This is a genomic window from Pontixanthobacter sp. (assembly GCF_049682855.1).
Taxonomy (GTDB): Bacteria; Pseudomonadota; Alphaproteobacteria; order Sphingomonadales; family Sphingomonadaceae; genus Pontixanthobacter.
The window spans coordinates 63822-79313 of record NZ_JBAUIK010000008.1 but is presented as its reverse complement, the minus strand read 5'-3'; the positions used below and the strand labels follow the sequence as shown (position 1 = coordinate 79313).

At 57.5% G+C, this 15492-nt stretch carries 12 protein-coding genes and 1 pseudogene; 8 read left to right on the top strand and 5 right to left on the bottom strand.

The window, feature by feature from the left end; all coding sequences use genetic code 11:
* The first annotated feature begins 49 nt into the window (after positions 1-49).
* Entirely contained in the window at positions 50-2368 is a 2319-nt protein-coding gene (locus WA922_RS04120; RefSeq protein WP_424770409.1) for a CDC48 family AAA ATPase, read from the top strand.
* 3 nt (positions 2369-2371) lie between these two features.
* Here the strand turns inward: WA922_RS04120 and WA922_RS04115 are convergent, their stop codons facing one another.
* Both WA922_RS04115 and polA read right to left on the bottom strand, forming a co-directional pair.
* The gene (locus WA922_RS04115; protein WP_424770408.1) at positions 2372-3451 is read right to left on the bottom strand and encodes a mechanosensitive ion channel family protein; all 1080 of its coding nucleotides are present in this window, start codon (positions 3449-3451) and stop codon (positions 2372-2374) included.
* 42 nt (positions 3452-3493) lie between these two features.
* A complete protein-coding gene (polA, locus tag WA922_RS04110; protein ID WP_424770407.1) occupies positions 3494-6334 on the bottom strand; it encodes a DNA polymerase I in 2841 nt (946 codons plus the stop codon).
* Between the two features lie 250 nt (positions 6335-6584).
* Here polA and WA922_RS04105 point away from each other — a divergent pair, with 250 nt between their 5' ends.
* On the top strand, positions 6585-6866 hold the full coding sequence (locus WA922_RS04105) for a hypothetical protein (protein ID WP_424770406.1): 282 nt from the start codon (positions 6585-6587) through the stop codon (positions 6864-6866).
* Positions 6867-6991: 125 nt separating this feature from the next.
* Here the strand turns inward: WA922_RS04105 and bla are convergent, their stop codons facing one another.
* Positions 6992-8107, bottom strand: a complete 1116-nt coding sequence (gene bla / locus WA922_RS04100; protein ID WP_424770405.1) for a class A beta-lactamase — start codon at positions 8105-8107, stop codon at positions 6992-6994.
* Positions 8108-8338: 231 nt separating this feature from the next.
* Here bla and WA922_RS04095 point away from each other — a divergent pair, with 231 nt between their 5' ends.
* The 4 genes and pseudogenes from WA922_RS04095 (at position 8339) to WA922_RS04080 (ending at position 10771) form a co-directional block, all read left to right on the top strand.
* Positions 8339-8509 (top strand): hypothetical protein, encoded by a 171-nt coding sequence (locus WA922_RS04095; RefSeq protein ID WP_424770728.1) that lies wholly within the window; start codon positions 8339-8341, stop codon positions 8507-8509.
* A gap of 302 nt (positions 8510-8811) precedes the next feature.
* Positions 8812-9675, top strand: a complete 864-nt coding sequence (locus WA922_RS04090; RefSeq protein ID WP_424770404.1) for an S-methyl-5'-thioadenosine phosphorylase — start codon at positions 8812-8814, stop codon at positions 9673-9675.
* A 71-nt stretch (positions 9676-9746) separates the two neighbouring features.
* Positions 9747-10045: pseudogene (locus tag WA922_RS04085) on the top strand (GIY-YIG nuclease family protein).
* A gap of 171 nt (positions 10046-10216) precedes the next feature.
* The gene (locus WA922_RS04080; RefSeq protein WP_424770403.1) at positions 10217-10771 is read left to right on the top strand and encodes a GNAT family N-acetyltransferase; all 555 of its coding nucleotides are present in this window, start codon (positions 10217-10219) and stop codon (positions 10769-10771) included.
* An 86-nt stretch (positions 10772-10857) separates the two neighbouring features.
* Here the strand turns inward: WA922_RS04080 and WA922_RS04075 are convergent, their stop codons facing one another.
* Together WA922_RS04075 and WA922_RS04070 are read right to left on the bottom strand one after the other, a co-directional pair.
* Positions 10858-11853 (bottom strand): radical SAM protein, encoded by a 996-nt coding sequence (locus tag WA922_RS04075; RefSeq protein ID WP_424770402.1) that lies wholly within the window; start codon positions 11851-11853, stop codon positions 10858-10860.
* A 23-nt stretch (positions 11854-11876) separates the two neighbouring features.
* Positions 11877-13295 carry a dihydrolipoyl dehydrogenase family protein gene (locus tag WA922_RS04070; RefSeq protein ID WP_424770401.1) on the bottom strand — a complete coding sequence of 473 codons (1419 nt, stop codon included), beginning with the start codon at positions 13293-13295 and terminating at the stop codon, positions 11877-11879.
* Positions 13296-13410: 115 nt separating this feature from the next.
* On the opposite strand from WA922_RS04070, the gene WA922_RS04065 reads away from it, so the two are divergent.
* Together WA922_RS04065 and WA922_RS04060 are read left to right on the top strand one after the other, a co-directional pair.
* The gene (locus tag WA922_RS04065) at positions 13411-14466 is read left to right on the top strand and encodes a methyltransferase domain-containing protein (protein WP_424770400.1); all 1056 of its coding nucleotides are present in this window, start codon (positions 13411-13413) and stop codon (positions 14464-14466) included.
* A complete protein-coding gene (locus WA922_RS04060) occupies positions 14463-15482 on the top strand; it encodes an SDR family oxidoreductase (RefSeq protein WP_424770399.1) in 1020 nt (339 codons plus the stop codon). Before WA922_RS04065 ends, WA922_RS04060 begins: the two co-directional genes overlap by 4 nt.
* Positions 15483-15492: the final 10 nt, after the last annotated feature.

Below are 15492 nucleotides of genomic sequence, written 5' to 3'. Positions count from 1 at the left end.
CTAGCTACAGGGTCACCTATCAGATAAATGGACGGGACTACGCAGCATTATGGCCAAAGATGATACCGCTCAAGCGGAGAGCACGATACGCCTTCAGGTTGCTGCGGCCCGTCAGGAGGAAAGCGGCCAGGGCATTGCGCGCATGCCGCGATCCGCTTTTCAGGCGCTTGGCATCACAGAAGGCGATGTGATTGAGATCGCTGGCAAACGGTCCACCGTTGCGGTCGCGATGCCCGCCTATGACGAGGATCAGACGCTGGATGTGGTGCGGTTGGACGGGCTCCAGCGCGGCAATGCGGAAACAGGGTCGGGCGAACATGTCACCATTCGCCGGGCTGTATCGCGTCCGGCCAAGCGGGTCGTATTTGCCCCGGCGCAACGTGAGATGCGGCTGCAGGGCCCGGCGCAGGCGCTCAAACGCAACTTTTTTCGCAAACCGATTGTCACCGGCGACCTGGTTGCAACCACCGGCCAGCAGCCAGTGCAGAACATGCCGCCGCAAGTTCAGCGTATGTTTAATACGCCTGCTTACGCTCTCACCCAGATCAGACTGTCTGTTGCGTCAACCTCGCCCAAGGGCATCGTCCATATTGACGAGAACACTGAAGTGGAATTGCGCGCCGAGTTTGAGGAACCGCGCGATGGCCGTGCGTCGGTAAATTATGATGATGTTGGCGGGATCGACGACACCATCCAGGCTCTGCGCGAAATGGTCGAATTGCCGCTGCGCTATCCTGAACTGTTTACCCGTCTTGGCGTTGATCCGCCAAAAGGCGTATTGCTGCACGGCCCGCCCGGAACAGGGAAGACCCGCCTGGCGCAGGCGGTCGCGAGTGAAAGCGATGCCGAGTTTTTCGTTATCAATGGCCCGGAAATTATGGGTTCTGGCTATGGCGAGAGCGAAAAAAAGCTGCGCGAGGTTTTTGAAGACGCGACCAAAGCAGCGCCCGCAATCATCTTTATCGACGAAATAGACTCTATTGCGCCAAAGCGTGACCGGGTGCCGGGCGAGGCTGAAAAACGGCTGGTTGCGCAGCTGCTCACATTGATGGACGGTTTGAATTCGCGGGCCAATCTGGTCGTTATCGCGGCCACCAATCGTCCCGATGCCATTGACGAGGCGCTCCGCCGTCCAGGCCGGTTCGACCGCGAGATTATTATCGGCGTCCCCGATGAAAAGGGCCGCCGTGAAATTCTGGCCATCCACACGCGCGGCATGCCGCTGGGCGATAAAGTCAATCTGGGTGAACTGGCCAAGACCACGCATGGCTTTGTCGGCGCGGATATAGCCGCCTTGGCGCGTGAGGCGGCGATAGATGCAGTACGCCGGATCATGCCCAGGCTGGATTTGGACGAGCGCACTGTGCCGCAGGATGTGCTCGATGAATTATGCGTGACCCGGGACGATTTTCTCTCCGCTCTTAAGCGCGTCCAGCCCTCGGCCATGCGCGAAGTGATGGTGCAAGTGCCCAATGTCGGCTGGGGCGATATTGGCGGGGTCGATGATGCGATCGATAACCTCAAAGAAGGCATCGAATTGCCGCTGAAAAACCCCGAAGCGTTTGAGCGTTTGGGCATTCGTGCGGCGAAAGGTTTTCTGCTCTACGGCCCGCCCGGAACTGGCAAAACCTTGCTTGCAAAAGCGGTCGCGAAAGAAGCCGAGGCCAATTTCATCTCGATGAAAAGCAGCGATCTGCTGTCCAAATGGTACGGTGAGAGCGAGCAGCAGATCGCCAAGATGTTCCAGCGGGCGCGTTCTGTTGCGCCATGCGTGATTTTTATCGACGAGATCGATTCGCTGGTACCGGCGCGCGGCAGCGGGCAGGGGGAGCCGGCCGTTACCGGGCGCGTGGTCAACACTATACTGGCTGAAATGGACGGGCTGGAGGACTTGCAATCAGTGATTGTAATTGGTGCCACCAACCGCCCGACTCTGGTGGATCCTGCCTTGCTCAGGCCAGGGCGGTTTGATGAGCTGGTTTATGTCGGCACGCCGGATAAGACCGGCCGTGAGCACATCCTAGCGATTCATGCTGCTGATATGCCGCTCGCCGATGATGTCGATCTGGCATCAATTGCCAGCAAGACGGACCGGTTCACTGGCGCTGATCTGGAAGACATTGTCCGCCGTGCCGGCCTCACCGCTTTGCGCCGTGCGGGCGGCGATGTGAAGGAAGTGAACGCGGCCGATTTTGCCGATGCACTCAAGGAATCGCGCGCTACTGTCACGTCAAAGATGGAAGATGAATATAAAAAAATGCGCGGCGAATTGAAAAAACGCGCAGCAGAAGTGAAACCTGCCATCGGTTTTCTGCATGACGGAATGATTGAACCTGTCCGCGACAAGAAGCACGGCGCGGAGCAATAGGGCTTATTTGCCGGTGGCGCGCTGATTGGCGTTTTCGACCTCCAGCCGGTGGCGGATAAGCGCATCGGGCATTTCCTTGCGCAACCACTCGATCATATGTTCGCGCGCTTCGCACCGTAACGCGAACAGATCGCCGATCGTCGTTGCGCTGATCGACAGGCGTAATTCGATACTCTCCGGGTAGGCTTCGGTCATGAGCAAAGCCAGATTGCGTCCATCCCACAGCTCATGGCCGCGCACGAAGCGTTCAAATTCTGTCCGTATGGGATCAATCTGCGTGGCTGGATCAAGGTGAAGAAAAACCGGACCGGTCAAAGTTTCGCATTTCCGGGTCCAGTTTTCAAACGTCTGGTCCAGCACCGACGCAGTGGGCACGATGATCGCCCGCTCATCCCAGGTGCGCAAGGTTAAGAAGCTCATGCGGATTTCTTCCACCCGTCCGGTATGGCCTTCTATCACCACCAGATCACCGATCCGCAAGGGCTCCGTCAGAGCCATTTGCAGCCCGCCAATCAAGGATTTAAGCGCCGGTTGCGCGGCAGCACCAACCGCCAATGCGGCAAGCCCGGCCGACGCCAGCAGAGTTGTCCCGATGGATTGTACCGCTGGTATCGCAAACAGCATCAGACCCACGGTGATAAACACGATGGCAAAAGTGGCTGTGCGCGATAATATGGAAATTCGGGTGCGTCGGCTGCGTACGGTTACCGGATCCTCCGACGCCTCCAGCCTGACTTCCAATGCAGCAGTGGCGGCTTTCACGAGTGTGTAGGCGATCCACCCCAGCAAAGCCGGGCGAACGAATTGCGCCACCGGTTCCCACACAAATGCAAGCGAGTCATTGCCCTGCGCGACGACGGTAATCCCAATGGCAATCAGCGACCATTTGACCGGCCGCCGGATGCTGTTGAGAACCAGATCATCCGTCTCGCTATCGGATGCCGCAGTCAGCCGCCCTAAAACGGCAAAGCTGATCCGATATAGAATATAGGCGACAATTACCGCTGCGAAAACAGCGATCATGGCCACACTCACATCGACCCATTCTATGGGCCATGTTCTTGGGTCAACGTGTTTGAGCATGGCATGTCCTTGGTATCGCGAAGCAGTTTGACGGGAAACAGTTCAATGCGCGGCGCCCCAATCGGTGCCCGTCCCGATTTCAATACCCAGCGGCACGTCCAGTTTGACAGCAGGCAAAGCCGCATCGGCCATCACCCGCTCGATCACCGGTTTGGCAGCGCCAACGTCGCTTTCGGGCAATTCGAAAACCAGTTCATCGTGAACCTGAAGCAGCATCCGTATATGGCCAAGACCAGCATCTGCCAGCGCGGGCATCATGCGGATCATCGCGCGCTTTATGATATCTGCGCTGGTCCCCTGGATGGGTGCGTTGATCGCGGCACGTTCGCTGCCCTGGCGTTCATTACCGTTTTTGGAATTGATCCGCGGGAACCACGTTTTACGGCCAAACAATGTTTCTGAATATCCGCGCTCGCGAACGCGCTCCAGCGTTTCTGCAATATAACGCTGGATACCAGGGAACCGATCAAAATAGCGGTCGATCATGGCCTGAGCCTCGTCTGCCTCCACGCCCAGCCGTCCAGCAAGCCCCCACCGCGAAATGCCGTATAATATCGCGAAATTGATCGTTTTTGCCTGCGCCCGCGTGTCGCGGTTTACTTCACCATACATCTCTTTCGCGGTGCGCGCGTGAATATCCTCGCCCTGCGCAAAAGCGTCTTTGAGCGACGGGACGTCAGCCATGTGGGCCGCGAGCCGCAATTCAATTTGCGAATAATCCGCTGCAAGCAGAACATTGCCCGCGTCAGCGACAAAGGCGGTCCGGATTTGCCGTCCGATCTCGGTTCTGATGGGGATATTCTGCAAGTTCGGATCGGTCGAGGAAAGGCGCCCTGTTTGGGCCCCGGTCAGCGAATAGCTGGTATGCACGCGCCCGGTCGCAGGATTGATCGCGGCCTGGAGAGCATCAGTATAGGTGGATTTCAGCTTGCTCAACTGCCGCCATTCGAGAACCTTGGTGGCCATCGTTGCGCCTTGCTCAGCCAGCTTCTCCAGCACGGTAAGGTCAGTCGAATATTGCCCGCTTTTGCCTTTGCGACCACCCTTATAGCCCATTTTGTCAAACAGGATTTCACCCAGTTGCTTCGGGCTGCCAATCGAAAATTCCTGTCCGGCCTCGCTGTGAATTTCCCCTTCAAGGCGCGCGATTTGCGTGGCGAACTCTTCTGACAATCGGGACAAAGCCGCGCGGTCAACCTTGATCCCGTGTCGTTCCATCTGAGCGACAACGGGTACCAGCGGGCGATCCACCCGCTCATAGACACGGGTCCCGCCTTCGATCGCGAGGCGCGGTTTGAGGTGCTGGTGCAGCCGCCATGTCACATCGGCATCCTCGGCGGCATATTCGGTTGCGCGGTCAAGCGGCACGTCGCCGAACGGAATCTGTTTTTTGCCGGTGCCGCATATGTCCTTAAAGCTAAGCGGTGTATGGCCAATATGGCGGACAGACAATTCATCCATCCCGTGGCCGCCGCCAATTCCTGCTTCGCCGCGCCCCGCATCCAACGCGAAGCTGATGATCATGGTATCATCAATGGGTGATACATCGACATCGTACCGGGCGAGCACATTCAGATCATATTTGATGTTCTGGCCGATTTTTAAGATCGCATCGTCTGCCAGCATGGGGCGCAGCAGACCAAGCGCGTCTTCCGGCACGATCTGCCTCGGGGTATCAGCCAGCAGATCGGTACCGCCATGCGCAAGCGGAATATAGCAGGCCTCGTTCGGTCCCACGGCCAGACTTATCCCGGTCAGATCGGCCTGCATGGCATCTAGCGCGCTGGTTTCTGTATCGACAGCGATAATGCGTGCTGCTCTGCACCGGTCTATCCAACGTTTCAGCGCGGCGATATCCTGCACACATTCATAGGCACTCCGGTCGATCGCAGGCATGTCAGGAACAGGCTGACGGTTACCCCCGCTATCGCCAGTATCTGCCGCCGCTCCGGGCTTGGCAGGGTTGAGGTCATTGGCGCGGTCCGGGCTACCGCTGCCAGCATCAAGACGGCGCAGCAGGCTGGTGAAGCCATGTTTCTGCAGGAAATCTGCCAGCGGCTGGGCCGGTACGCCGTCCAGCTTGAAATCTTCTAACGGCAGAGGAAGGTCGCAATCCTCTTTCAGCGTAACCAATATGCGGCTCAGCTCTGCATCAGCGCGGTGCTCCAGCAGGCGTTCTTTCAGTTTTGATTTTTTCATATCCGCAGCAGAATCAAGTGCTGCCGAGAGCGAACCGTGCTCCTGTATCAATTTGGTTGCGGTTTTTGGGCCGATTCCAAAAATGCCCGGAATATTATCAACCGAATCGCCCATCAAAGCGAGCACGTCACCCACCAAATCCGGCTCGACCCCGAATTTTTCCGCGACTTCAGGGATGGAAATGCGCTGGTTCTTCATCGTATCAAGCATGTCGATATGGCCCGACATATCATTGCCCTGGGTAATCAGCTGCATCAGATCCTTATCCGATGATACGATCGTCACATCCCAGTTTTTGGCCGCCGCGGCACGGGCATAGGATGCGATCAGATCATCCGCCTCCAGTCCTTCCTCCTCTATACAGGGCAGGCTGAAAGCGCGCGTTGCATCACGAATCAAAGGAAATTGCGGCACCAGATCTTCGGGCGGCGGGGGGCGATTTGCCTTATATTCCGGGTAGATATCGTTGCGAAACGAGCGACTCGATTTGTCGAGAATCACGGCGAGGTGAGTCGGTCCTTGCGCCTTGTCTAGATCCTCTGCCAGTTTCCAAAGCATTGTTGTATAACCATAAACCGCCCCAACCGGCGTGCCTTCAGGATCGGTAAGAGGCGGCAAACGATGGTATGCACGAAAGATATAGGCGGAGCCATCGACGAGATAGAGGTGCTGTTTTTCTGCCATGATGTGGCTGTTAGCAGGGGATAGCGGCGCGGTCAGCTTCCTTTATTCACATCAATAGCACAGGAAAAAAGGCAGATTTCCGCGGCGGAGCGGAGAATATGGCAGAAAAAAGGCATTATTTCATCCAAGCCCCTTGCCATGCCACATTCTTGCCATTATTCAGCAGGTACGAAGTCGGTCGAAAGGCAGGCCTCGCACATGACCGTATAGCGGCATGTGTACTCCACTCGCTGTTTTAAGGAATAAAATTATGCGTAAATTCGTACTTGCCGCCGCAGCTGCTGGCGCCGCTCTTACCCTTGCTGCTTGCTCGGAAACTGCTGACTCCGCTGGCGAAACCGCTGATGCGATGGCTGCTGACACAGAAGCCAACATGGAAGCTGCTGGCGAAGCAATGGATAGCGGCATGGAAGCTACCGGCGAAGCAATGGAAGACGGCGCTGCTGCTGTTGAAGGCGCTGCCGAAGGTGCTGCTGTTGAAGCAGAAGCCGCGATGGAAGGCGAATCAGAAGCCGAAGCGGCTGCTGAATAAGCCGTTTGCTTCATAACAAACAGAAAGGGCGGTACCGCGAGGTGCCGCCCTTTTGTTTTGGCCCCAGCCAGTGTTTGATCCCGGCTTTCAGGCGCGCTTCTAAAGGCTATGTACCGCTAAAATTCCTATCCGCCCGTCCGGTACTGCGAATCGGCCCAGACGCGTTCATTGTTTCGCTGACCAGAAAATCCGTCATATAATACGCGGGCAATATCCGCGATCCGCGCATCGCGCATGGCCCGCGCTGCGGATTTGTTGGACCTTTCATGCTGGTTCGACTGGCTTTGGCCGGTCACATAGATGGCTATCGCGATCGAGCGGCCATCGGGTGTCTGGAAAATCCCGATATCACTGGCCGTGCGGTTCAGCGTCCCGGTTTTATGCGCGATATTCGCGCTGGAAGGCAAAGCGGAGCGGATGCGGCGTTTGCCGGTCGTGGTTGCTTCCATCGCGCGGAGCAGCACGTCACGGCTCCGGCTGGTTAATATCCGGCCTTGATAAATGCCGGCCAGCAACTGCGCCATCGCACGCGGCGATGCGCTATCGCGGTTGTCGATGGTTGTCGCTGGGTCAAACTCTCCATCATCGCGAACCAGAGTCGCGATATTGCGCGTCAGTTCGAAATCGGTGATCCCGGCACTGCGCATGAAAGCATTGACCGCGCGCGGTCCGCCAACGACCCGCAACAGAGCATCGGTCGAAACGTTGCTGCTTCTGCTGATCATCAAATTGATCAACTTATGGGCAGGCAGATAATTGCCTTCGCGGACAGGCGCGCTGACCGTTGAGTATTTTGCCGAGCGTACCGGAATAAGGACGGGAAACTCGCTGGTCAGGCTCCATCGGCCCTGATCGACACCTGCCAGAAAAGTCGCTGCGATGGCGACTTTGCTGGTGCTGGCCATCGGAAAACGCTGATCGCCCAGCACCGAAATTTCCTCGCCAGTGCTAAGGTCAATCGCGGCCACGCCGATCCGGCCCTTCTGGCCATCCGCCACGCGGGCAAGATATTGTTCAAAGCCGGTTTCATAAACGGCCTGAAAATTTTCCGGTGCACGGCTTTGCGTGCCGAGCATGGCATCAAATGCACTTTCGAAATCCTGCGTATCGGCCTGTGCCGGTGTGGCCGCAGTGAAAGCCAAAGCCATAGCTGGAAAAATTGCCGCGCTCAGCCTGATCACCGTCCGCTGGCCAGCCATCTGGCGAAGCATCCGGCCAAAATATGTGGTGTTGGGTTGCATGAATATCCCGTAGCCTATTGATAGTGTGCGTTATCTTAACGACAGTAAAATTTTTGCAGCAACGCCTTTCGCGACGAAAGGCCCCCGCCGCGCGACCAATCTGTATATTGCGCGTCACTGCGACATTGGGCTCGATGTCTGACCCGGCAATGCCACTTATGTGCCGGAGCAGGGAGTGCATAGTCAGGCGATGGAGCGGCCCGCACAGACACCCCAAACGGTATCGCCGGATTGAAGCGGCTCTGCCGACGTGCGGGCCTGGGCGCGCCCCGTCGCCCCGTCGCCGCTGCGCCGCCTGACCGGCGCTACCGCATCACCGAAAGCGCGGAAGAAATCCAGATGCGCAAGGTGGGCGCGTATCTGTTCGGCTATCTTGGCCTGAAAAAGGGGCTGTATGACTGACGCAATCCACTTGACACAATTGACACTGTGTCAAGCACCAAAACCGCACCCAAAACACTGAAAAAAATACACTTTGTCTGATTTCACCTGCTTGACACATCGGGCTAAGCCCCCCCCCGGAGCGGCGTTCTGAAGGCTGGCCTTTCCATCCAGCGCCGGCTCGTTCGCAAGCGCAATATCATTGCCGGGCGCCATATCATTGCCGGGCGCCATATCATTGCCGGGCGATGTAGGAAAATCATCCCCGGCTTGCCCTGCTGGTCATGCTCGCCTTTGCTGCAATACCTCGCTAAACCCATGCGATGAGCACATGGACCATCGGCATTATCGGGGGCAGCGGCCTCTATCAAATCGACGCGCTGGACAATGCGCAATGGATCAGCGTGGACTCGCCTTTCGGCACGGTGTCTGACGACATTCTGTGCGGGCGCATTGGTGATGTACACGTACGCTTTTTACCGCGCCACGGACGTGGGCACAAAATCCCGCCATCCGAAGTAAACGCGCGCGCCAATATCGATGCGCTGAAACGCGCGGGCTGCACCGATCTGCTGGCGATTTCTTCTGTCGGTTCGCTTCAGGAAGAATTGCCACCGGGCCATTTCGTGGTGGTCGATCAATTTATCGACCGCACAAAAACGCGCGCCTCCAGCTTCTTCGGCACCGGCATGGTCGCGCATGTCAGCATGGCCGAACCGGTGTGCCCGCGCATCAGCGATATGGCCGCCGCCGCCGTGACCAAAGCGGGCGGCAATATGACGCATGGCGGCACCTATCTGGCGATGGAAGGGCCGCAATTCTCCACCCGTGCGGAAAGCCATATGTATCGCAGCTGGGGCGCGCATGTGATCGGGATGACCGCCATGCCCGAGGCCAAACTGGCGCGCGAGGCAGAGCTGCCTTATGCGCTGATCGGCATGGTCACAGACTATGATTGCTGGCGCGAAGATGCCGCTTTCGTGGAGGTCAGCGAAGTGATCGCGCAAATGAATGCCAATGGCGAAATCGCCCGAAAAACGGTCGAGGAATTTATCGCAGGCTTACCGGCGCAGCGCGAGGCGTGTCCACTCGATACGGTACTCGACTACGCGATGATCACCGCGCCCGACGCGCGCGATCCGGCGATGCTGGCAAAATTGGATGCTGTGGCAGGGCGGGTTTTATGAATTCTTTGCCCCCTCCCACACTATCGTCACCCCGGACTTGATCCGGGGTCTCGCTCAGCGGCGGTCACAATATGGACCGCGAACGCAAAGGCGGATGGGTCTACATCATGGCGAACCTTATCGCGGTACGATGTATATCGGCGTTACGGCGTCACTTGCACAGCGCATATTCCAGCACCGCAAAGGAGAGGGTTCGGAATTTTGCAAGCAATATGGTCTGACGCGACTGGTATGTGCGGAACGCGGCGGCACGATTGAGGATTGTATTGTTCATGAAAAGCGCATCAAACGGTGGCGGCGGAGCTGGAAGTTTGACCTGATCGAAAGGGGCAATCCTGAATGGGCAGACTTATTCGATAAGCTGGTGTGATGTTCCTAAAGCGGGACCCCGGATCAAGTCCGGGGCGACGATGCAGGGTGGGATATGTGCTGCCTCACCCCGAACAACTTGCTCCGCCCAGCACACAGAACCGCCCGAAATCAGCCGTAAATTGATGAGAATCTGTTGCAGTCGAACTTCCTTCGAGCTTAGGTCGAGGCGATGACCAGCATCTCGCTTAAAACAGAACGCTTGCTGCTACGGAGGTGGCGTGCCGAGGATGTTGAACCATTCGCGGCGATGTGCGCTGATCCCAAGGTCATGCAATTCATTGGGTCCGGGGCCACGCGAAGTCTTGAGCAGACGGAGAAATCAATTGAGGTCTTCGAGCGCCAATGGGAAGAGAAAGGCTTCGGTCTATTCGCAATAGAAGTTTTGGACGAAAGCGCATTCATCGGGTTTACCGGCCTATCGGAACCTTCCTTTCTGCCTGAGATTATGCCCGCCGTAGAAATCGGTTGGAGGCTTTCACGCGAACACTGGGGGCAAGGGTACGCTACGGAGGCAGCACGGGAGGCGCTCGAATTTGGTCTAAAGGATCTAGACCTGCCTGATATCGTCAGTATCTTTCAGATCGAGAATGAGGCATCTCGAAACGTGATAGTAAAGCTTGGCATGCACTTCGATCGGCGAACCAATGATCCGACATGCGATCGTGTGGTGGAAGTGTATCGAAAGTCAGCTGAGCACCATGAGGGGAAGGCAAAGACGCGGTAAATTGAGAGCGGAGTCCGTTTTTCCAAACGGGCCGACCAAAACTCTACCTTCCGCTCCCCAGCCCAAATCCAGACATCAACGTAAACTCACCCCGAACAACTTGCTCCGCCCAGCACACAGAACCGTGCGCAATGCGGGTGGTTGAGTGATACGTCGCGTGATGCTTCGGCCAAGGTCGCGCCCATATCGAAGCCGTCATCATAGGGGATCAGCGTGCAGGCTGCGACGCGCGGGGCGTCTTCGCCTTTGCGGTGGACGACCATGCGGCTGGTGGCGCACATGATGTCGGCGGGATTCTGGTTCAGAATGCCCCAGCATTCGGTGGTGATTTCCGCTATATCTTTCGCGTCATCCATTTCAGGGAACAGGACCAATTGCATCGGGTCCGCCGCATCCACGCGAATGCCCATTTCTGCAAATAACGCGCCGTAGCCTTGGCGCGCATCATCCATCGTTTCGCTCGGCAAAATCCGGCCTGCGACGGCGATGGAGAAACCATTATCGGACAGCCATTTCAGGCCGCTCGTGCCCGGGTCCCAGCTGCGCGGTCCGCGTTCGGCCTCGTGGGCTTCGCGGGTGTAATGATCGAGGCTGACGCGGATGGTCAGCTTGTCGCCAAACCGCTCTTTCAGATCGAGCAAGGCCGCCTGATGCCGCCGCAGCGGTTTCATCGCATTGCTCAGTACCAGCGCATCAAATCCGCGCTCCAGTGTATCGGTCAGGATTGCGATGAATTCGGGATTCATGAACGGCTCGCCGCCAGTATAGCCGATTTCGGTGGTGCCAATCCGGTCCGCCTCGATCTCGTTCAGAAAACGCGTCACATGCGCGCGGCTGATATAGAGCAGCGCATCGTTGGTCGGGCTGCTTTCGATATAGCAGTTTACGCAGGCCAGATTGCACAATGTGCCGGTGTTGAACCACAGCGTTTCCAGACTGGTCATCGGCACCGATGCGCGGCGTTCCCCCTTGGCGGTCCATACAGGATCGGAGAATTTCTCCTGCGGCAGCGCCTCTGCCAGAACCTGGAATGGAGATGCGCCGGTGGGCGCGGCACGGCTTTTGCGGATGGCTTGGGTCAATCGGAAAAACTTTCTGTTGCGGCCTAGTTAAAGCTACGGCGCAACTTGGCAACGAGACGCACATATTTCTTGGGCAGCGATCCGAATACGGTCGGCTCCCATGCGCTGAAGGCGGCAGCTTTGGAAATCTCGCTGCGTGTGGGGTAGCTGATAATGGCTGACCCGAGCGAAAACGTGTCGCTTTTGCCGGTAATGCTCTGCGTGAACGGCAGCAGCAATTCGCCAGCGTTTTTGCCGCAAATGCTGGCGCCGATCACTTTCTTGCCTTTCAGAATGACTTTCAAATGGCCCTTGGTCGAGTCTTCGGCGATGGCGCGCTCATTATGGTCGAAGCCTTCTTTGATCACCGTCACCTTGTCGCCATATTGCTTGCGCGCGTCCTGCTCGGTCAGCCCGATCTGCGCGACTTCCGGCTCGGTATAGGTGCACCAGGGCAGTGCTTTCCAATCGACTTTGGTAGGCAGGCCGGTGGTAATTTCGAGCGCGACGTTGGAGCCTTCATAACCCGATACGTGAGTCAGGCGCGGCCCCTCGCGGCAATCGCCGATGGCGTAGATATTCTTGACCGATGTCCGGCGGCGGGCATCGACTTTTATGCCGTTGCGGCCAAGTTCAATGCCTAGTTCCTCGAGGCCAAACCCCGATACGCGGGCAGAACGGCCCACCGCGATCAGCAGATGCGATCCGCTGATGGCTTCGCCGCCATCGGTGTGCACCGTAATTGCGCCGTCCTTGCCGCCAACTTTGGCGGCTTTGCCCTCAACAAAGCGGACGCCTTCACCCTTCATCGTATCGACCACGATCTGCACCGATTCCGGGTCATCACGGCCCATCGGTTTGCCCGGCTCGATCACAGTCACTTCGCTGCCCAGGCGGCAGAAACTTTGTGCCATTTCCATACCGATAACCCCGCCGCCAATGATCATCAGATGCTCTGGCTGCTCGGTCAGATCGAACAGGTTTTCATTGGTCAGGTACGGCACACTGCCGAGCCCCTCAATCGGCGGCACGAATGGTTCTGATCCGGTCGCGATGACGATGCGCGGCGCTTTCAGAGTGCGTCCACCAACATCCACAGTCTGCCTGCCGGTAATGGTGGCGCGGCCCATAATGACCTCGCAGCCCATTTCCTCAAAGGTTTCCCTGGAATCATGCGGGGCGATATGCGCGATGGCATCGTGGATGTGCTTGTGGACACCCGCCCATTCCACCTTCGGCGGGGCCAATTGCACGCCGTAGCGTTTTTCCTCGCGCGCCTGCTGTGCACGCTTGGCCGCAGTGATGATCGCTTTGCTGGGGACGCAGCCATTATTGAGACACTCGCCGCCCATTTTGTTGCTTTCGATCAAAGCGACATTCAGGCCAAACAGGGCGCATCCCCCCGCCGCAGTGAGGCCCGCAGCGCCGCCGCCAATTACGATTGCATCATGTGTAAATGTCATGGCTTCCCCGGTTTCGCCCCGCCTGTAACAAATTGATGCTGCAAGGCGAACTGATTTGTGCCAAGCATTGCACGGCGTTTCGTTCGCCATTCGGCCCAATGGGATTATATGTTACATGAATATTGAAAATAGCCGCGATTATTACGGCAAAGTGCTGGGCGGATCGGATGATCTGAAAACCGATGCCTGCTGCACCACCGAAGCGCCGCCGCCCGCGATTATGGAGGCGATGCGCAATGTCCATGATGAAGTCCGCGCGCGCTATTACGGATGCGGTCTGGTCAGTCCGCAGGCGATTGGCGGCGCGCATATTCTTGATCTGGGATCGGGCAGCGGCCAGGATGCCTATATTCTGGCGCAGATTACCGGCGAAAGCGGCAGTGTGACGGGCGTGGATACCACGCCGGAACAGCTCGCCGTCGCCAATGAGCATCTGGAATGGCACCGCGAAAAATTCGGCTTTGCCAAATCGAATGTGATGTTTGTCGAGGGCGATATTGAACAGCTTGACCAGCTCGATCTGCCCGAAAACCATTATGATGTGATTGTGTCCAACTGCGTCATCAATCTGGTGGCGGACAAGCAGGCGGTGTTTTCCGCCGCATACCGGCTGCTCAAACCGGGCGGCGAGCTGTATTTCTCCGATGTCTATTCGGACCGCCGCGTTCCGGCGCATTTGCTGAATGATCCGGTGCTGCATGGCGAATGCCTGTCCGGCGCGCTCTATTGGGGTGATTTCATCGATCATGCGAAGAAAGCGGGGTTCCTTGATCCGCGTCTGGTGTTCAGCCGCCCGCTGGGCATTGGCGATGCAGACGTTGCGGCCAAGCTGGACGGGATCGCGTTCCATTCCGCCACATACCGCCTGTTCAAATTGCCCGATCTGGAAATGCAATGCGAAGATTACGGCCAAGCGGTGATCTATAAAGGCACCGTGCGGGGGCAGGAACGCGTGTTCGAACTCGACGATCATCACCATATCGAGGCGGGCAAAGTGTTCCCGATTTGCGGCAATAGCTGGAAAATGCTGGCCGACACCCGCTTTGCTGAACATTTTGAATTTATTGGCGATTTCAGCACGCATTATGGCGTGTTTCCCGATTGCGGGATCGCCATTCCGTTCGGTGATTCCGCCGCTTCGGCTGACGCTGCACCGGCTGCCTGCTGTTGAACATATTCCTCACCGGAGCCGCCGGATTGATTGGCGGAGAGGTTGCTGCGCGCCTGCTATCCGCCGGGCACAGCGTCACTGCGCTCGTCCATAATAATCGCGAGATACTGGCGAATGATGGCGTTGCAGTCGAACCGACCGAGATTGTTTCGGGTGATGTGTCAGAACCCTTATTCGGTTGGGATATGGCGCAATGGGACCGGTTGACCAGTTCTCACGATCTGCTGATCCATTGCGCGGCGACGGTGCGCTTTGATCTCGATGATGATACCTATCGCCGGGTCAATACGGGCGGAGCGGCCAATGCGGTGGAATTTGCGCGGTCGGGCGATATGCCGATCCTGCATGTCAGCACCGCCTATGTCTGCGGCACGCATAATGGCCCGATTATGGAGGCTGACCCGGTACCGGCAAGCGGGTTTGCCAATGGGTATGAGGCGAGCAAGGCCTCTGCTGAAAAACTGGTTCGGGCCAGCGGGGTACCCTTTGCCATTGCGCGCCCCAGCATCGTCGTGGGGGAGAGCGAAACCGGCCTGATCCGGCAATTCGACACGACCTATGCAGCGTTCAAATTGATTGCTGAAGGGCGGGTGGGCCATATGCCTGCGCGCGCCGATGCAACGCTTGATTTTGTCCCGCTTGATCATGTTGCGGCAGGCATTGCGGCTTTGGCGCAGAATATGCGGCGGGCGCAGGGCGGGGCGTATCATCTGGTGTCAGGCCGGCCGATCCCGGTGCAAATATTTACGGATGGAATCGCAGCATTTCCGCAATTCCACCGGCCCAAGCTGGTCGATCCCGATACGTTCGATCCGGCAGAGCTGCCCGCATTGGAACGCCGCCTCTACAAACGGGTCGCGGGGCTCTATGCCAGCTATTTCCAGCGGAACCCGCAATTTGATGATCGCGGCGCGCAGGAAATGACCGGGCTGGTATGCCCGCCAACCGGCGCTGACTATCTGCACCGGCTGATTACCCATTGCATCGATGTCGGGTTTCTGAAGGCGGCCCAATAGACCTGAGACG